Genomic DNA, 18,425 nt, shown 5'->3' with positions numbered 1-18,425 from the left:
GGCGGGCCCGCGCGGGTGACGCGGGCCGGGGAGGTGACCGGCCCGGGCGGGTGACGCGGCCCGGGCGGGTGACCCGGCCGACACCTCCCGGTCGGCCGCCGGTGACCGCGACGTCACGTTTCGGCCATACGTCGCGGCAAGTGTGGGGCGGGTGCTGGTCCGTCGTGTTCTCGTCCAAGGTGTCGCCATCGCTCCGCACCACTGCCGGCTTCTCGGGTTCGCGGGCTCGGTCGCCCTCGCCGCGGGTGGCGCGACGGCCGGAGCGCTGCCCGTGGGGGATGCCCTCACCCCGGACTCCGGAAGAGCCGCGCTCGGCCTGGTCAGCACCTACTTCGGACTGGTGTTGCTGGTGGCGGCCTGGTGGTGGCTGGGGCGCGAGGTGCGCGGTCCGCGGCCGCCCGGGGTCCGCAGCCTGCTGGTGACGCTCGCCACCTGGGCGGCCCCGCTGCTGCCCACTCCCCCGCTGTTCAGCCGGGACGTGTACAGCTACCTCGCCCAAGGGGCGATGGTGCACGCGAACATCGACGTCTACACCCATGGCCCGGTACGGCTCGGCGGGCCGATCGCGGCCGAAGTGGCGCCGGTGTGGCAGCACACGCCCACCCCGTACGGCCCGGTCTCGCTGGCCTTCGAGAGCGCGATCGCCCACGCCTCGCGCGCCGAACTCCCCCTGGGTGTCTTCGGGTTGCGGCTGATGGCGCTGCTCGGGGTGGCGCTGATGGTGCTCGCCCTGCCCGTACTGGCCCGCCGCTGCGGCACCGACCCGGGCGCCGCGCTGTGGCTGGGCGGGCTCAACCCGCTGTTGCTGCTGCACCTGGTGGGCGGGGCGCACAACGACGCGGTGATGCTGGGGCTGCTGGGCGCCGGGCTGGTCGCCGCGACCGGCCGGTGGCCCGCCTGCGGCGCCGTCCTGGTCACGCTCGCCGCCCTGGTCAAGGCGCCCGCCGCGCTGGGGCTGCTGGCGGTGGCCTCGCTGTGGGCGCGCCGGATGACGGGCCGCGGACGACGTGTCGGCGTCTTCCTCGCCACGGCCGCGCTGGCGCTCGTCACCACGGGCGTGGCCACGGCCGTCACCGGCACCGGCTACGGCTGGATCGGGGCGCTGTCCACCCCCGCGTCCGCCGGCAACTGGGCGCTGACCAGCGCCCTCGGCCGGGCCACCGGCGCCCTGCTGCACGCGCTCGGCAGCGGGCTGGCGCCGCTGGCCACCCCGGCGTGGCACGCGCTGGGGCTGCTCGCGACCGCGGTCGCGGTGGTGGTCGTCTGGCTGCGGCCACCACGCCGCGGGCCGCTGTACGCGCTGGGGCTGAGCCTGACGGCGGTGGCCGTGCTCGGCCCGGCGATCCGGCCGTGGTACCTGCTGTGGGGGCTGTTCCTGATCGCCGCGGCCGCGCCGAGCGGCGCGGTGCGCCGTGCGGTGGCCGGGCTGAGCGGGGTGCTCGCGCTGGCCGTGCTGCCCAGCGGCTTCGCCCCGGATTCCCGGCAGCTCACCTTCGCGGTGTGCGGTGGCGCGCTGGCGCTGTGCGTGCTGTGGTGCGCGCGGTGGGCGCCGGGGTTCGCCGCCGGGCAGGGGCTGGCCCCGGCGAAGGGCGCGCACTGGCCGGAGCGTTCGGCATGACGGGGCCCACCACGACCCGCGGACAGCTGCTGCTGGTGGCCGGGCTCACCACGGCCGCGGCGCTCTTCCTGGCCTACGTCCCGCTGCACCGGGACTGGTTCGACCTGGGCGTCTACTACGGGGCCGTCGGCCAGTGGCTGCGCGACGGCCACATCTACGACTTCACCACGCCCGGGGCGGACGGGGCGGACTACGGCTTCACGTATCCGCCGTTCGCCGCCCTGTGCATGCTGCCGATGACGCTGCTGAGCTGGCCGGAGGCGGTCGGCGTCAGCATGCTGCTCAACGTGGCCGCCTCGGCGGTCGTCCTGACCTGGCTGATCGGGCCGGTGGTGCGGCGGCAGGGCTGGAACATGTGGTTCGCCCTCACCGTGGCGGCCGCGCTGTTCTCGCTGCTGGAGCCGGTCCGGGACACCTTCAGCTTCGGGCAGGTCAATCTGCTGCTGCTGGTCCTGGTGCTGCTGGACGCCCGGCTGCTGGCCACCGGGCACGGGCGCTTCGCCGGGTACGGGACCGGGCTGGCCGCCGCCATCAAGCTCACCCCGGCGATCTTCATCGTCTATCTCGTGGTCACCCGGCGGTGGCGGGCCGCCGCCGTCGCCACGGCCACCGCGGTGGGCGCCACGCTGCTGGCCGTGTGCGCGGCGCCCGGCGCCTCCCGGGTGTACTGGACCGAAGCGCTGTGGGACACCGACCGCATCGGAGTGCTGTCGTACGTATCGAACCAGTCGTGGGAGGGCGTGCTGGCACGGCTGGTGGCCCCGGTGGAGCCCAGCGGGGCCGTCTGGGCGGCCGGGGTGCTGGCCCTGCTGGCGGTGTGGGCGTACCGGGTGCGGCAGGCGGCCGCCGTGGGCGACGAACCGGCGGGCTACGCCCTCACCGGGATCGCCGCCTGCCTGATCAGCCCGATCACCTGGGTGCACCACCTGGTGTGGCTGATCCCGGCGCTCATCGTGCTCGCCGAGTCGGGACTGCGGCCGGATACGCCACCGCAGCGGCGGCGGACGCTGCTGCGGAGCGCCGCGGTGATCTACGTGATCCTGTGCAGCAGCCTGGTGTGGCTGTGGCGGTTCGACGCCACCGGCGTGACCGGCTTCCTCGGCAGCAACGCGTATGTGTGGATCTGCCTCGGGCTGCTGCTGGCGCTGCCCCTGCGGGAGGCGGCACCCGGTACGGCCCCGGCGCCCGCCCCGGCACCGCGGTCGGCCCCGACCGGGCGCCCGGCGACGGGATAGAACGATGCGGCCCACAGCGCCCGTGCGGCAGACGGCACCCATCCGGCCCACCGCGTCCCGCCCCCTGTACCGGCGGATTCCGCTGCGCCAGATCCTGTGCCTGGTGCCGCTGGTCGCGGTCGCCGTCTGGGTGGCGCGGCACCGGTCGCTGATCGGTTCCGGCGCCCGTCAGATGCTCACCGCCGACCCGTGGTGGCTGCTGACGGCGGTCGCGACGACGGGGCTCGGCTGGGTCGCGGTGTCGTTCGCCCGGCAGGGCACGGTGCTGGAACGGCTCCCGGCCAGGCGGCTGTTCGCCACCCAGTTCGCCGCGGGCGCCGCCAACCATCTGCTGCCGTCGGGCATCGGGGCGAGCGCGGTCAACATCCGCTTCATGACGGGTTGCGGACTGCCGCCCGCCCGCTCCTCGGCCGCGCTCGCCCTGTACTTCCTGGCGGAGGCCGTCACCCGGATCGTGCTGCTGCTCGTGCTCCTCACCGCCTTCCCCGAAGCGCTGCGCGTCGGCCCGCTGCTGCCGGAGCGGACCGCCGGACTGGTGGTGTGGGCGGCGGTGGCGGGGGCGGCCGTCCTGGTGGCGGGGCTGCTGCTGATCCGCCGGGTGCGCCGGGTGATCCGTGATTTCCTGCGCACCGCGCTGGCCGACGCCCGCTCCCTGCATCTGCGGCCGTCCCGGGCGCTGGCCCTGTGGGGCGGTTCGCTGGCGTTCCCGCTGCTCCAGGCGGCCGGTCTGGTGGCGGTGGCGCTCGCGCTGGAGCTGGAGGTGTGGCCGCCGCATGTGATGCTCGCCTATCTGGCCGCCTCGGCGGTGGCCGCCGTGGTCCCCTCTCCCGGTGGCATCGGCTCGGTCGACGCGGCGCTGGTGATCGCGCTGGTGGCGGCGGGTGCCCCGGTCGAGGCCGCCACCTCCACGGTGCTCGCCTACCGGTTCATCACGCTGTGGCTCCCGCTGGTCCCGGGCGCGCTGGTGCTGGGCGCCCTGGTGCGTTCCAAGGTCCTCTGACCGCTTACGGCGGCTCGGGCTCGGCGCGGTGCGCGGTGAGCACGTCGTCGGGGCCGAGGTCGATACGGGTGCCGAGGGCGGAGCCGGTGCGGCCGAGGACGCGGGCGAGCCATACGGCGTCCTCGTGCGGGGCGCGGCACAGCCGCATCCGGCGGGCCCGGAAGACCACCATCCGCAAACCCAGGAGCGCACCGGTGTCCGGCCGCAGTGTGGCGAAGTAGAGCACCCGCAGGTCGTCCCGGAACCCCTCGTAGCCGCCGATGCCCTCGTAGTCGTCGATGAGGTCGCCGCAGCCGTAGAGGATCAGTTTGTCGCGGTGGATCTCCAGGGGGCGGGGGTGGTGGGAGGAGTGGCCGTGTACGAGGTCCACGCCGCCGTCGATCAGGGCGTGGGCGAAGCGGATCTGGTCCTCGGGGATGTCGTACCCCCAGTTGCTGCCCCAGTGGATCGAGACCACCGCGAGGTCGCCGGGCCGCTTGAGCTGCCGCACCCGGTGGGCGAGCGCGGCGGCGTCACCGGACGCGTACTCGGACACCAGGTCGACGCCGGACCGGTCGCCGCGCGCCGCCCAGCCGGCCGGGATGCCGGCGGAGGGGGTCCCGCAGGCGAAGACCAGGACGCGCCCGTGGTCACCGGCCGGGACGGCCGCGGGACGGCGTGCCTCCCTCATGTCCCGGCCCGCGCCCGCCACCCGGATCCCGGCGGTGGCCAGGGTGTCGAGGGTGTCGTCGAGGCCGGGCCGTCCGCCGTCGAGTACGTGGTTGTTCGCCAGGACGCAGACGTCGGGCCGGGCCACGGCGAGCCCGGGGAGGTTGGCGGGGTTCATCCGGTAGTGGATCTCCTTGCCGGGCGCGAAGGCGCCGCCGCGGGTGATGCTCGTCTCCAGGTTCACCACCCGGACGTCCGGGGCCGCCCGGTCCAGCTCCGGCAGCGCCTCTCCCCACGGCCAGGAGAAGCCGACCGGCCGCGGGATCGGGCCGCTCGTCTCCTCCGCCAGCTCGACATAGGCCCGGGAGTCGCGGATGTACGGCTCCCGCAGCGCCGGATCGCCGGGGTGGGGCAGGATCTGGTCGACACCGCGGCCGAGCATCACATCGCCGCAGAGGAACAGCGTCACAGCCTCGCCGCGCATACTTCCACGTTAATGCGTTGCCGGTCGTGGCTGCCGCGGCGAAGGTTCAACTAGGCTTTTCCGCCGTTTCTTCCGGGCGCCGTTGTACCCGTCGCCCGTCCGGAAGACACTGCCCCGGTTCCCCGCTCCACTTCGGACGCCACAGGAGACCGGATTCTCATGACATCCATGGACCGTCGAAGATTCATGCAACTGGCCGGTGCCACCACCGCCATGTCCCTGCTGTCCTCGAGCATCGCGCGCGCCGCGGAGATACCGGCGAACCGCCGCACCGGCAGCCTGCGGGACGTGGAGCACATCGTGGTCCTGATGCAGGAGAACCGCTCCTTCGACCACTACTTCGGCACCCTGCGCGGGGTGCGGGGATTCGGCGATCCGCGGCCGGTGAGCCTTCCCAGCGGCAAGACGGTGTGGCACCAGTCCGACGGCACGAAGGACATCCTGCCGTTCCGCCCCGACGCCGACGACCTGGGCCTCCAGTTCCTCCAGGACCTGCCGCACGGCTGGGGCGACACCCACACCGCGGTCAACGGCGGCGCGTACGACACGTGGGTGCCCGCCAAGTCGGCCACGACGATGGCGTACCTCACCCGCGAGGACATCCCGTTCCACTACGCGCTGGCCGACGCGTTCACCCTCTGCGACGCCTACCACTGCTCGTTCATGGGCTCCACCGACCCCAACCGCTACTACATGTGGACCGGTTACACCGGCAACGACGGGACGGGCGGCGGCCCGGTGCTCGACAACGCGGAGGCCGGATACGGCTGGACGACGTACCCCGAACGGCTGGAGAAGGCCGGGGTGTCCTGGAAGATCTACCAGGACATCGGCGACGGCCTGGACACCAAGGGCAGCTGGGGCTGGATCGAGGACGCCTTCCGCGGCAACTACGGCGACAACTCGCTGCTGTACTTCAACCAGTACCGCAACGCCTCGCCCGGCAACCCGCTCTACGACAAGGCCCGCACCGGCACCGACGCCCGGAAGGGCGACGGCTACTTCGACCAGCTCACGGCGGACGTGAAGGCCGGGACGCTGCCCCAGGTGTCCTGGATCGCCGCGCCCGAGGCGTTCACCGAACACCCCAACTGGCCCGCGAACTACGGCGCCTGGTACCTGGCCCAGGTGCTGGACGCGCTGACCTCGAACCCCGAGGTGTGGAGCCGGACGGCGCTGCTCATCACCTACGACGAGAACGACGGCTTCTTCGACCACATCGTGCCGCCGTACGCCCCCTCCCCCGGGCGCGGCGCGTCGACCGTGACCACGGCCGGCGAGCTGTTCCCCGGCTCGGCGTCGCAGGTCGCCGGCGCGTACGGGCTGGGGCAGCGGGTCCCGATGCTCGTGGTGTCGCCGTGGAGCAAGGGCGGCTACGTGTGCTCGCAGACCCTCGACCACACCTCGATCCTGCGGTTCATCGAGCGGCGGTTCGGCGTCGAGGAGCCCCACATCTCGCCGTGGCGGCGCGCGGTGTGCGGCGATCTGACCGCCGCGTTCGACTTCGGGCGCACCGACCCGACCGTACCGGCCCTGCCGGACACCAGCGGCTACCTCCCGAAGGACCACGACCGGCACCCCGACTACGTGCCCACGGTCCCCGCCGAGCCCGCCCTGCCCCGGCAGGAGCCCGGCCGCCGCCCCACCCGGCCGCTGCCGTACGACCTGTCCGCCGACGCCACCGCGGGCGGCGGCACCCTGCGCATCGACTTCGCCGGCCACGGCCGGGCGGGCGCCCACTTCCACGTCACCTCCCGCAGCCACCCGGACGGCCCGTGGGGGTACACCGTCGAGGCGGGCAAGCGGCTGTCCGGCGAGTGGGGCGCGCCGGCGCCGGGCCAGGACGGCTACGACGTCGAGGTGCACGGTCCGGACGGTTTCGTACGGCGCTTCGCGGGATCGCTCACCGGTGAGGGCCCGCAGGTGAGCGCGCGTCACGACGGCAGGACGGGCCGGCTTCGGCTGACGCTGAGCAACCCGGGGCGCACCACGGTGCGGCTCACCGTCGAGGACGGCCACCGCGACGGGCAGACGGACACCTACCGGCTGCGCCCGGGCGCGCGGGTGACGCACACCGCGGATCTGCGCCGCAGCCACCAGTGGTACGACCTGACGGTGGTGTCCGACCACGACCGCACCTTTGTGTACCGGCTCGCGGGCCATGTCGAGACGGGCCGCGCGGGGCTGAGCGACCCCGCGCTCGCCACCGGCTGAACCGTCCCCTGACGCGGCACCCCGGGCTCGGGGCGCCGCGTCAGGGCAGTGTCCAGATCTGGGTCGTCACGACGTAGAAGACCGCGGCCCAGAACACGGTCACCGCGGCGACGATGCCGAGCCCGATGAGGTTGGTCCGCGCCGCCGACTGGTCCGGCGACGGTCGCAGCCACCCCTTGAGCAGCCGGTTCACGTAGTAGGGCATCGTGAAAAAGCTCATGATGAAGCTCGACAGCAGATTTCCCACCAGCAGCCCGAGCCAGATCGGCATGTGAAACGGGGACAGGGCGAGCGTCAGCAGCACGACGGTCGGGTACAGGCCGACCCACACCGCGATGGCGGTCTTGGTTTCGGAGGGCGGCGGCGCTTCCCTGCCGTTCTCCTCGAAGGCGAACCAACTGCCGAACGAATTGTCGATCGTGCGCAGTTCGAAGTCCTTGAACTTCTCGCCGTCGGCAAGGACTTCGCGCCGCTTGTCCGACGTCAGCCAGGCATCGAGGTGCTCGGCGTTGTCGAACCGGTACAGCGTGGTCCATTCGTCCTGAAGCCCCTCGATCGGGCGGAAGAGCTCGGTGCCGCGAAATCCCTCGAACTTGCTTTCCTCCTGGTTCAGGCGACGCTGCCACTCGAGAAAGCCGTCGACGTGGTCCGGGTGGACGCGGTGGGTGACCACCACGGTCACCAGTGGATCCACCGGCTGTGTGCCACCGCTGATGACCTGCTGGGTCGCGGGACCGTCAAAGTATTCGCTGCCGGTGTCGAGGAAGCTCTGCCGGGTCGCGCCGTTCATCCACGCTTGCAGATGGGCTATCGAATCGAATCGGTAGACGACGACCCAGTCGGACTGCCGGGGAGTCGGCGGGGAGATCTCGGCACCGAGGTACCCGGCGTAGTCGGCGGCGGCGGCGTTGAGCTGCTGCTGCCAGGCCTCGTACTCCCGCTCCCGTCCGGGCACGACTTTCTGACCGATGATGACCGTTGCTGCGGCGTCCTCGAGATGTTCGGTCTTCATTGCTCACTCCCTCGGCACCGACTGGTTCTCGTTGAGCCGACGGTAGATCCGTTCCGGGGTCAGTGGCAGGGCGCGGTAGCGCACGCCCGTGGCATCGTGGAGCGCGTTCGCCAGCGCGGGGGCCACCGGGTTGATACAGCATTCCGCCATCCCCTTGGACCGCAGGGGCCCGAAGGAATCCGCCGAGTCCACCAGGAGCACCTCGGTGCGGGGAATGTCGGCGAAGGTGGGAATGCGATAGTTGCGGAGGTTCGGGTTGACCATGACGCCGTTCGCGTCGAGGTGGTGATTCTCGGTCAGCGCGAAACCGATCCCCTGGGCGACCCCGCCCTCCACCTGGCCCCGGACTTGCGCGGGATTGATGACGACGGCGGCGTCGGCCGCCTGGACACTGCGGAGGATACGGATCTCCCCCGTCACCTGGTGGACCGCGATGCGGAACCCTTGCGCGTTCGAGGTGACGCTGCGCGGTGAGCCATAGGCCTTGCGCGCCGCGGTGAACCGGATTCCGCGCGCCCGGGCCGACGAGACGAGCTCGTCCAACGACACGTGCCGGTCGCCGCAGACGACTTCCCCGTCGGCCATCGAGCACGCCGCGAGATCGGCGCCCGTGTGCGCGGCCGCGCATTCCAGGATGCGGTCGCGCACGGCTTCGGCCGCTCGCAGCACCGCGTTGCCCGCCACGAAGAGTCCCGCGCTCGCGAAGGCGCCGGTGTCGAATCCGGTGCGATCGGTGTCGGATTGCACCAGACGGATCCGCGACGGCGTCGTGCCGAGCTGGTTGGCCGCGAGCTGGACATGCGCGGTGGACGTCCCCTCGCCGAATTCGACGGTTCCGACGGCCACCTCGTACACGAGGTCGTCGCCCAGCGTGACCCAGGCCTCGGAGATGTGCTCGGTCGGTGGCGCCGTCTCGTGCAGGGAACTCGCGACGCCGGTGCCGACGAGCCAGCCGGGGCCGGGAGGTGGATCATCGGCGGTACGCGCCATGGCCTCGTCCACCAGGTCCAGGCACTTCACGAGTCCGTCCTCGGCGAACCTCACGTCATCCGGGCCGTCATGCAGGGCGACGAGCGGATCGCCCGGTCGCACGACATTGCGCCGCCGCAGTTCGAGCGCGTCGATATGCAGGGCACGTGCCAATTCGTCCATCGCCGATTCCACGGCGAACGCCGGTTGCGTCATCCCATATCCGCGCAGCGCCCCGCTCGGCACGGTGTTCGTGTAGACGGAGAACGCGTCGTACTTCTTGTTGGGGCAGCGGTAGATCATGACGGCCGCGCCGCCCGCGTACAGGGTTTCACCGCCGTGGTTGCCATAGGCGCCCGTGTTCGACACGGTGCGGACCTGGAACGCCGTGAGCGTTCCGTCCGCCTTCGCGCCGAGCTTGACCGTCACCGTCATCGGATGCCGTGTCGACGCCGTGGTGAACTCCTCCTCACGGGTGTACTCCAGGCAGACGGGCCGTCCGGTGTCCAGGGCGGCGAGCGCGACCAGATCCTCCGAGATCACTTCCTGTTTACCGCCGAAGCCGCCGCCCACGCGCTTGCAGAACACACGGAGCTGATCCGGGCTCAGCCCGAAGAGATGGGCGATTTTGGATTTCGCGATCGACGGCGACTGCGAACTGGTGCGGACGTTCAGGCGGCCGTTCTCCATCCAGGCGATCGAGCCGTGGGTCTCGAGGTGCGCGTGCTGCACGCGCGGCGAGAAGTACGTGCCTTCGTGCATCACGTCCGCTTCGGCGAACCCCGTATCGACGTTCCCGAGATGCGCATGGAGCTCGATCAGGATGTTGCGGACGGGGTCGTGGATGAACGGATCGTGGCTGCCGTGGAGTTGGGGCGACCCCTCGGCCATCGCCTCTTCCGCGTCGAAGACCGCCGGCAGCACCTCGTATTCGACGGCGACCTTCCGGCAGCCCTCGTCCGCCGCCCCGACTGTGTCGGCCAGCACCGCGACGACGCGCTGGCCGACGAAGCGCACCGTGTCGTCGAGGACGAAGGTGTCGTCCGGATCGACGAGGTGGTCGGTGTGGATCGCCGTGGTGAACCGCTTGCGCGGCACATCCTCCCAGCTGTAGACGCGGTGCACCCCGGGAACCGCGAGGGCCGCGGTCTTGTCGATCGAGACGATCCGGGCGTGTGCGTGCGGGGAGTGCAGCACCTTGAGGTGCAGCATGCCCTCGATGTGGGTGTCCATCGTGAACTCGGCGCAACCGGTCACCACGTCGTCGGCCGCCGGTGCGCCGACGCTCGTACCGACGGCCCTTCCCGGCGCGGCTCCCTCCACTCCTGCGACGCCCTGCACGGCGTCCTCGATGCCCCGATAGCCGGTGCAGCGGCAGAGGTTGCCCTTCAACGCCCTCGGCAGGTCCTCTTTCTGGTCCTCGGTGAGTGCCGCCGACGTCATGATCATCCCCGCGGTGCAGAAACCGCACTGGAATCCGGGCGCGTCACGGAACTGCCGTTGCATCGGGTGCAGATCGCCGGGTGCCCCGATCCCCTCGATCGTCGTGACCTCACAGCCGTCCGCGCGGAACGCGGGGGTGATGCAGCTGTGGACCGGATGGCCGTCCAGCCATACCGTGCACGCGCCGCAGTCCCCCGCGTCACAGCCCTTTTTGACGCCGTAGTGTCCGAGGGAACGGAGAAAGGTGCGCAAACACTGGCCGGGGTCCGGCTCGTCGTCGAAGGCCTTGCCGTTCACGATGTACGTCACACCGGGCCCCCAGCCATGAGTTCGCGGCGTATCTCCTCGGCGAAGTGCCGTGTCAGATGGTGCCGGTGGTCGGGGGTTCCATTCGGATCGGCGAACCAGACACCGTCGGGAAGGGCATCGATGCGCTGCCCCAGGCTCCGGGCATCGGGCATGGTCTCGAACGCGATGCACACCGGCCGGGTCGTACCGGCAGTCACCGTGAGCAACAGGTCGCTCGTTCCCGGCGTTTGCGTACCGATGAGGAACACCGTCGAACGGCCGAGGCGGGTCAGCGTGAAGCGGCGGTGTGCGGTGCGTTTCGTCAGGGCGCGCGCCGGAATGTGGATGCGCCGCAGGATTTCGCCGGGTGCGAGGATGTTCCGGTGGTCTCCGGTCACGAAGTCGAGGGCATCGACGGTTCGAACGGACCCGTCGGCAGCCCACAACTCGTACCGCGCCTCCAGGGCGACCGTCAGCGTGATCATTGGGCCGGCGGGCAGAGACATGCAGATGTTGCCGCCGACGGTCGCCGTGTTCCAGACCTTGAACGACGACAGGAACGCCTCGCAGCTCTTCGCGAAAAGGGCGCCCGCGATCCAGTGATCCGGCGGCGTCAAGGCATACAGGTCGCGGATGGTGCACGTGGCACCGATCTCGAGGCCCGCGTCGCTCGGGACAAGGGGATCCCAGCGCAGTCCGGTCAGATCGATCAGGCGCCGCAGGCCCGGCTGCTCCACGGAGTACAGCCACGTTCCGCCCGCGAGCCAGGCGTCACCTTCGCGCCATTCGGCGCCCGGTCTGGAGGACGGTCGCCGTATCACTTCGGAGATGGCGGTGAGGTCCATGGGAAGTGATCTCCCTTCTCATCGAGAAAGGGCCCCCGGACGCAGTTGTTACCGTCAAGTATATCGCTGGGAGGGCTCCGGGCCTCCGGTGCCCGAGGCGCGGGCCCGGAAGCCCGCCGGGGTCTCGCCCGCCCGGCGGCGGAAGAACTTGGTGAAGACGGTGGCATCCGGGAAGCCGAGCCGCTCCCCGATGGCGGTGGCGGACAGGTCGGTGTGCACCAGCAGCCGCTTCGCCTCCAGCAGCACCCGGTCGTCGATGAACCGCTTGGCGCCGCACCCGGCGGCGGCGCGGGTGGCCCGGGTCAGGGTGCGGACGCTGTAGCCCAGCCGTGCGGCGTAGTCGTCCACCCGGTGCGTACGGGCGAAGTCGCGCTCCACCGCCCGCCGGAACCGCCGGAACGCCTCGCTGCCCGCGTCGCGGCCGCTCTCCGCGCCCGGCAGATGGGCCAGCCGCAGCACGAGCACGGCCACCAGGTGGCGCACCACCTCGATGTGTGCCTCCAGCGGTCCGGCCATCGCCCGGTACTCGCTCTCCAGCAGGTCCCGCGCCGCCCGCACCGCCTCCCCGGCCTGCCCCTCGGGGACCAGCGGGACCTGCCACGCGGAGCCGTGCAGCCGGGCGGCCTCCGCGGTGGCCGCACCCAGATAGCCGGACGGGAAGAGCACGACGGTGCCCTCGGCGGCGGTGAGGTCGGAGCGGAACTGATGGATCTGACCGGGGCGCACCCACATCCAGCTGCCCTCGGTCAGCTGGTGCTCGGTGAAGTCCACCGAACAGCGCAGCATCCCGGAGCGCACGGTGATGAGCTGGTGGAAGCTGAGCCGCAGCGGGCCGTAGGCGTCGAGGTCATGGCCGCGGGCGCGGGCGAGCAGCCCGGGGAAGTCCAGGACCGCCGCCCCCGGCGGGGCTCCCGTGGAGGGCCGGAACGGAACCTCGGTGACCTCAGCCTGTCCGTTTCTGTCCATAGTGCGTCTTCAGTGTACGGCTGCGGACCACGAGATCGCATCTAGCGTGGAACGCGAACCGAGGACGGGTGACCGAAAGAGTCGCCGTCCACCATTCCAGCGAGAGAGCCGAGGGAGCGTGTCGCCGTGCGACTGATCGTGGGCATGACAGGAGCCACGAGTGCCGTGTTCGGCATCCGGCTGCTGGAGGCGCTGGCTGAACTGCCCGACGTGGAAACCCACCTGGTACTCAGCCGCTGGGCCCGGACCACGATCGAGCTGGAGACCGGCCGGTCCGCCCGCGAGGTGGCCGCGCTCGCCGACGAAACGCACGCCCCCGAGAACCAGGGCGCCACCATCTCCTCCGGCTCCTTCCGGACCGACGGCATGATCATCGCGCCGTGCTCGATGAAGACGCTCGCCGGGATCCGCGCGGGCTACGCCGAAGGGCTGGTCGCCCGGGCCGCCGATGTGGTCCTGAAGGAACGGCGCAGGCTGGTCCTGCTGCCGCGGGAGACGCCGCTCAGCGACATCCACCTGGAGAACATGCTCGCGCTGTCCCGGATGGGCGTGCGGATGGTGCCGCCCATGCCCGCCTTCTACAACCACCCGCGGTCGGTGGACGACATCGTCGACCACATCACGGCCCGGCTGCTCGACCAGTTCGACCTGCCCGCGCCCACCGCCAAGCGCTGGGCCGGGATGCGCGCCGCGCGCTGACATTTCGACAAGGAGTTCCCATGGCCTACGACGACCTCCGCGGCTTCCTCGAAGCCCTCGAAAAGGAGGGCCAGCTGCTGCGCGTCCCCGACGAGGTGATGCCCGAGCCGGACATCGCCGCCGCCGCCAACGCCGCCCCGCGGCTGGGCGACCATGCCCCCGCGCTGTACTTCGACAACGTCAAGGGCTTCACCGACGCGCGCATCGCGCTCAATGTGCACGGCTCCTGGGCCAATCACGCGCTCGCCCTCGGCCTGCCCAAGGAGACCGGAACCAAGGAGCAGGTCGAGGAGTTCATCCGCCGCTGGGACACCTTCCCCGTAGCCCCGGAGTGGCGCGAGAACCCGCCGTGGGCCGAGAACACCCTGGAGGGCGAGGACGCCGACATCTTCCGGGTACTGCCGCTGATCCGGCTCAACGACGGCGACGGCGGCTTCTACATCGACAAGGCCGCCGTCGTCTCCAAGGACCCCGCCGACCCCGAGCACAGCGGCAAGCAGAACGTCGGCATCTACCGCATCGAGGTCAAGGGCAGGCGGCGGCTCGCGATCCAGCCGGTGCCGATGCACGACATCGCGCAGCACCTGCACACCGCCGAGGAGCGGGGCGAGGACCTGCCGGTGGCCATCACGCTCGGCAACGAACCGGTGATCTCCATCGTCGCCTCCACCCCGATGGAGTACGACCAGAACGAATACGAGCTGGCCGGTGCCCTGCGCGGCGCGCCCGCCCCGGTGACGAAGGCGCCGCTCACCGGGCTGCCCGTGCCGTGGGGCAGCGAGGTGGTGATCGAAGGTGTCATCGAGGGCCGCAAGCGGGAGATCGAGGGCCCGTTCGGCGAGTTCACCGGGCACTACTCCGGCGGCCGCAGCATGCCGGTCATCCGCATCGACCGGATCTCGTACCGGACGCACCCGGTCTTCGAACACCTCTACCTCGGCATGCCGTGGACCGAGGTGGACTACCTGATCGCCGCCAACACCTGTGTGCCGCTGTACAAGCAGCTCACCCGGGACTTCCCGGAGGTGCGGGCGGTCAACGCGATGTACACCCACGGGCTGGTCGTCATCGTCTCCACCAAGAAGCGGTACGGCGGTTTCGCCAAGGCCGTCGGCATGCGGGTGCTGACCACCCCGCACGGGCTCGGCTACGCCGCCACCGTCATCGTGGTGGACGAGGACGTCGACCCGTTCAACCTGCCGCAGGTGATGTGGGCGCTGTCCACCAAGATGAACCCGGACGGCGATCTGGTCCAGGTCCCCGGCCTCCCGGTGCTCGAACTCGCCCCGCAGGCCCGCACGCCCGGCATCACGGACAAGCTCGTCATCGACGCCACCACGCCGGTTTCCCCCGACCACCGCGGCAACTACGGCACCCAGGTGCGCGATCTGCCGGAGGCGGCCGAGTGGCTGTCCCGGCTCCAGAAGCTCGCCGCCGCCCGCTGAACACCCCCGAACGCCTCCGACCACACGGAAGGACCGAGATGTCCGACACCACCCCTCTGTGCCCGCGCTGCGCCCACGAGACGATCGAGCACATCTTCGACTCGCCCGTCCCCGGTGTCTGGGAGGTGGTGCAGTGCGGGCGGTGCCTCTACATGTGGCGCACCAGCGAACCCGCCCGCCGCACCCGGCGCGACGCCTACCCCGAGGAGTTCATGATGACGCCCGGGGACATCGGCGCCGCGCCGGAGGTCCCGGCCGTGCCGCCGCTGCGCACGCCCGGAGGCTGAACGGGTACCAGGTGACCGGGAGTTCGTGGACGCCGTAGATCACCGCGTCGTACTTGAAGGGGACCTGGTCCAGGTCCGTCGCCAGGCGCAGCGTGGGGATGCGGCGCAGCAGGGTCGGATAGACCACCTGGAGTTCCATGCGGGCCAGCGGCTGGCCGAGGCAGTGGTGGGTGCCCGATCCGAAGGCCTGGTGGCTGCGGGCGTCGCGGGCGATGTCGAGCCGGTCCGGGTTGGGGAAGACGGACGGGTCCCGGTTGGCCAGTTCGCCGAGCAGGATGACGCCCTCACCGGCCCGGATGGTGCGCCCGGCGATCTCGATGTCCTCCAGTGCCGTCCGGCGGCGTCCGAGGTGGACGACGCTGAGGTAGCGCAGGAGTTCCTCCACCGCGGAGGCGATCACCTTGGGGTCGTCGGTGTCGCGGACCCGGGCGAGCTGATCGGGGTGTTCGAGCAGCAGCAGCGTGCCCAGGGTGATCATGTTGGCGGTGGTCTCATGCCCGCCGAGGAGCAGCAGCACGCCCATCGCGACCGCTTGGCGGCGGGTCAGCTCACCGGCATGGATCTGCTTGCCGAGGCTGGAGAGCAGGTCGTCGCCGGGCTCGGTGAGCTTGGCGTCCAGGAGCTGGTCCAGGTATCCGTTCAGATTGCCGTGCGCGGCCTGCCGCTCCTGGGGCGTCGCCACGGCGGAGACCAGGACCTTGCTGTTGGTCTGGAAGAACGCGTGGTCGTCGTAGGGGACGCCGAGCAGTTCGGAGATCACCAGGGACGGGACCGGCAGGGCGAGTGCCTGGACCAGGTCGGCGGGTTTCGGTCCGGCCAGCATGCGCGTGATGAAGTCGTCCACCATCTGCTGCACGACCGGGCGCATCGCCTCGATCCGCTTGATGGTGAAGGCGCCGCTGACCATGCGGCGCAGCCGGGCGTGCTCCGGGTCGTCCATCCCGACGAAGCTCAGGTCGGTGGCGCCGTGTTCGCCGCCCGAGTGGTCGACGGGGCTGGGGAAGCCGGGGTGGGAGAAGTCCGCGCTCAGCCGGGGGTCGGAGAGCAGCGCCTTCTGCTCGGCGTGGCTGGTCACCACCCACGGGGTGGTGTCGCCCCAGGACCGGACCCGGGTCAGCGGGCCCCACCGGGCCAGGCCGCGCAGCTCCGGTGACGGGTCGAAGGGGCAGGCGGCGGCCCGCGGGTGAGGGAACTGGGGGATCTCGGCCGACGCGTCGCCGGCCACGGGTGCGGTGGTCATGGTCTTCCTCCGGTGGGCGTTCGGGGGCGGCCGGTCACGTGCCGAAGAGGCACCGGCGATCAGCTGGCGCAGCACTTCGCCTCAGCAACGGTGATCTTCATGTGCGGCAACGGTGATCTTCATGTGCGGTTCTCCTCGGGGGTGGAACGGCGGGGGGTGACGGGCGCGAGAAGCAGCCCGGTGATGGCGTCGGTCAGCGCGTCGGCGGTGCCCTCCCAGGACGGCTGTCGCGTACCGGTCCCATCGGCGAGGGCGCGCTCGCGTTCGGCACAGGTATGGGTGATCAACTGGCGGGCCATGTCGCCGCGTTGGGCCCGCGTCTCGGCGGACAGGGAGCCGAGGCAGCCGCCCAGCCCCTGGAGGATCTCCCACAGGGGCTCCCGGGTGAGGGCCTCGTCGGTGACGATCGCGCGCAGGACGGGGTCCGTCATCACCTGGACGGCGAACCGCGCGTGCCACGAGGGGACGCCCAGGGTGGCCAGGTACTCGGGAGCGGGCCGCACCAGACAGGCCACCCAGTCCCGGACCTCGCGGCTGCCGCGGGCCTCGTCCAGCATCCGCTGCCGGATGGCGTCGATGGCCGCGGAGTGCTTGCGCATGATGGCGCGCACGAGATCCGCGCGGGTGCCGAAGTGGTATCCGACGGCGGCGACGTTGCCCTGTCCGGCGGCCTCGCTGATCTGCCGGTTGGACACCGCGGTCAGCCCGTGTTCGGCGTAGAGCCGCTCCGCCGCGGCCATGATCGCCTCGCGGGTCCCGGCGGCGCGGTCGGTGTGCGCCGTTCTGCTCCGGACACCGGCCACGGTGGGCCTCCTCACTCGATGGTGCTGAGCTGTGGAGGCCACGTTAAAACACATGAATTAAATAAAGCAACTGATTGAAGAAGGTGATCTCCCCGGTGGGAATCAGCGCCCGGGCGCGGGCGGGCGACAGCGCAGGGCGGTCACCGGGCCGGACAGCCGGGTGGGCCCCGCGGCGTACGGAAGGAGCACGGTCTGCCCCTCCGCCACCTCCAGCGGCGGCCCGGACGCGCAGGTCAGCGTCCCGGCGCCGGTGAGGCAGACCAGCACCGAGAAGCCCGCGTCCAGTGTGGCCGCCGGTTCGCCCCGGCACAGCTCGGCGCGGAACCAGGGGTCGGCATCCGCCGGGAGCACGCTCCCGGTGCCGACCGCCGCGCCCGGTCCGCGCAGCCGGTCCAGCGCGGCGGCGGACAGGCCCCGGTGGTCGACCCCGTCGAGGGCGAGGTCGAAGCCGAGGCCGAGATGGCCCTCGGCGGCGCCGTCGATCGCGAACCCCTCCCACTCCAGCAGCACGGAGAAGTCGGTCGGCTCCTGGAGTTCCACCAGCAGCACACCGGCGCCGATCGCATGCGGCATCCCCGCCGGGCACAGCAGCGCGTCGCCGGGGGCGACCGGCACCCGGTGGACGGCGTCCAGCATCGCGCCCGCGTCACCGGCCGCGACCCACCCCGCCAGCTCGCGGGCGGTGACGTCGCGGGCGAAGCCGAGCCGGACCTCGGCACCGGGTGCGGCGTCGAGGACGTACCACGCCTCGGTCTTGCCGTGCGCACTGCCCAGGTGGGTACGGGCGAACGCGCGGTCTGGGTGGGCGTGCAGCGGCAGCCGCTGACCGGCGTCCAGCAGCTTGACCAGCAGCCCGGTGTCGGCCCCGTACGCCGCCGTGTGCTCCGGCCCCAGCCAGGCGCCCGGGTCGGCGGCCACCGCGTCCGCCAGCCGGGTGCCGCCGGGCAGCGTGGTCAGCCCGGCCGGGGACCGGGCGAAGCGGGAGGTGGTCGAGGCGACCCAGTCCTCGGGGCGGTAGCCGTCGCCGGTCGGCGCGGTGCGCCGGAAGCGGGCGATGGCGCCGGAGTCGCGGTAGAAGGAGCGCGGCTGATTCGGCGTCAGCGCGACGGGCGCGGCGGCGTGCACGGTGGTCATGCGGGGCTTCTCCCGGTCGGGTACGGCCGTGCGGAGGCGTCGGGGCCGGAGGGGTCGGGATCGGCGGGGAGCGGCGGGCGGGTCAGGGGCGCCCG

The 18,425-nt window shown here is 71.7% G+C and carries 15 protein-coding genes; 7 read left to right on the top strand and 8 right to left on the bottom strand.

What is annotated here, in order from left to right; genetic code table 11:
* Positions 1-151: 151 nt before the first annotated feature.
* Genes mptB through EEJ42_RS43280 form a run of 3 tightly spaced genes read left to right on the top strand, consistent with a single transcriptional unit; the run spans position 152 to position 3,853 of the window.
* The gene (gene mptB / locus EEJ42_RS43290; protein ID WP_123107618.1) at positions 152-1,618 is read left to right on the top strand and encodes a polyprenol phosphomannose-dependent alpha 1,6 mannosyltransferase MptB; all 1,467 of its coding nucleotides are present in this window, start codon (positions 152-154) and stop codon (positions 1,616-1,618) included.
* The gene (locus EEJ42_RS43285; protein WP_123107617.1) at positions 1,615-2,853 is read left to right on the top strand and encodes a glycosyltransferase 87 family protein; all 1,239 of its coding nucleotides are present in this window, start codon (positions 1,615-1,617) and stop codon (positions 2,851-2,853) included. Before mptB ends, EEJ42_RS43285 begins: the two co-directional genes overlap by 4 nt.
* 4 nt (positions 2,854-2,857) lie before the next feature.
* On the top strand, positions 2,858-3,853 hold the full coding sequence (locus EEJ42_RS43280) for a lysylphosphatidylglycerol synthase transmembrane domain-containing protein (protein ID WP_123107616.1): 996 nt from the start codon (positions 2,858-2,860) through the stop codon (positions 3,851-3,853).
* Between the two features lie 4 nt (positions 3,854-3,857).
* On the opposite strand, the gene EEJ42_RS43275 is transcribed toward EEJ42_RS43280, so the two are convergent.
* Positions 3,858-4,985, bottom strand: a complete 1,128-nt coding sequence (locus tag EEJ42_RS43275) for a CapA family protein (RefSeq protein WP_123107615.1) — start codon at positions 4,983-4,985, stop codon at positions 3,858-3,860.
* A gap of 159 nt (positions 4,986-5,144) precedes the next feature.
* On the opposite strand from EEJ42_RS43275, the gene EEJ42_RS43270 reads away from it, so the two are divergent.
* Complete coding sequence (locus tag EEJ42_RS43270; protein ID WP_123107614.1) at positions 5,145-7,199, top strand: phosphocholine-specific phospholipase C; 2,055 nt, start codon at positions 5,145-5,147, stop codon at positions 7,197-7,199.
* A 40-nt stretch (positions 7,200-7,239) separates the two neighbouring features.
* Here EEJ42_RS43270 and EEJ42_RS43265 read toward each other — a convergent pair whose 3' ends face one another.
* The 4 genes from EEJ42_RS43265 to EEJ42_RS43250 are packed head-to-tail and all read right to left on the bottom strand — an operon-like array spanning position 7,240 to position 12,722.
* Positions 7,240-8,211 (bottom strand): antibiotic biosynthesis monooxygenase, encoded by a 972-nt coding sequence (locus EEJ42_RS43265; RefSeq protein ID WP_123107613.1) that lies wholly within the window; start codon positions 8,209-8,211, stop codon positions 7,240-7,242.
* 3 nt (positions 8,212-8,214) lie between these two features.
* Entirely contained in the window at positions 8,215-10,932 is a 2,718-nt protein-coding gene (locus EEJ42_RS43260) for a molybdopterin-dependent oxidoreductase (protein ID WP_123107612.1), read from the bottom strand.
* The gene (locus EEJ42_RS43255; protein ID WP_123107611.1) at positions 10,929-11,756 is read right to left on the bottom strand and encodes an FAD binding domain-containing protein; all 828 of its coding nucleotides are present in this window, start codon (positions 11,754-11,756) and stop codon (positions 10,929-10,931) included. Before EEJ42_RS43255 ends, EEJ42_RS43260 begins: the two co-directional genes overlap by 4 nt.
* Before the next feature lie 54 nt (positions 11,757-11,810).
* A complete protein-coding gene (locus EEJ42_RS43250; RefSeq protein WP_123107610.1) occupies positions 11,811-12,722 on the bottom strand; it encodes a helix-turn-helix domain-containing protein in 912 nt (303 codons plus the stop codon).
* A 126-nt stretch (positions 12,723-12,848) separates the two neighbouring features.
* Between EEJ42_RS43250 and EEJ42_RS43245 the strand changes: the two genes are divergently transcribed.
* From EEJ42_RS43245 to EEJ42_RS43235, 3 genes are read left to right on the top strand one after another with little or no spacing between them, the layout of a single operon-like run.
* Positions 12,849-13,421, top strand: a complete 573-nt coding sequence (locus EEJ42_RS43245; protein ID WP_123107609.1) for a non-oxidative hydroxyarylic acid decarboxylases subunit B — start codon at positions 12,849-12,851, stop codon at positions 13,419-13,421.
* Positions 13,422-13,441: 20 nt separating this feature from the next.
* On the top strand, positions 13,442-14,866 hold the full coding sequence (locus tag EEJ42_RS43240; protein WP_123107608.1) for a non-oxidative hydroxyarylic acid decarboxylases subunit C: 1,425 nt from the start codon (positions 13,442-13,444) through the stop codon (positions 14,864-14,866).
* Positions 14,867-14,904: 38 nt separating this feature from the next.
* Positions 14,905-15,153, top strand: a complete 249-nt coding sequence (locus EEJ42_RS43235; protein WP_123107607.1) for a non-oxidative hydroxyarylic acid decarboxylases subunit D — start codon at positions 14,905-14,907, stop codon at positions 15,151-15,153.
* On the opposite strand, the gene EEJ42_RS43230 is transcribed toward EEJ42_RS43235, so the two are convergent.
* From EEJ42_RS43230 to EEJ42_RS43220, 3 genes are all read right to left on the bottom strand, one after another.
* On the bottom strand, positions 15,077-16,393 hold the full coding sequence (locus tag EEJ42_RS43230; RefSeq protein WP_123107619.1) for a cytochrome P450: 1,317 nt from the start codon (positions 16,391-16,393) through the stop codon (positions 15,077-15,079). The genes EEJ42_RS43235 and EEJ42_RS43230 overlap by 77 nt on opposite strands.
* A 119-nt stretch (positions 16,394-16,512) precedes the next feature.
* Positions 16,513-17,196, bottom strand: a complete 684-nt coding sequence (locus EEJ42_RS43225; RefSeq protein ID WP_123107606.1) for a TetR/AcrR family transcriptional regulator — start codon at positions 17,194-17,196, stop codon at positions 16,513-16,515.
* A gap of 102 nt (positions 17,197-17,298) precedes the next feature.
* Positions 17,299-18,330 carry a class I mannose-6-phosphate isomerase gene (locus EEJ42_RS43220; protein WP_123107605.1) on the bottom strand — a complete coding sequence of 344 codons (1,032 nt, stop codon included), beginning with the start codon at positions 18,328-18,330 and terminating at the stop codon, positions 17,299-17,301.
* Positions 18,331-18,425: the final 95 nt, after the last annotated feature.

Origin of the sequence: Streptomyces botrytidirepellens, from assembly GCF_003721215.1 — a bacterium.
GTDB lineage: Bacteria > Actinomycetota > Actinomycetes > Streptomycetales > Streptomycetaceae > Streptomyces > Streptomyces himastatinicus.
Note: the sequence above shows the minus strand (reverse complement) of the source record. Positions and strands in the feature narration are given on the sequence as shown.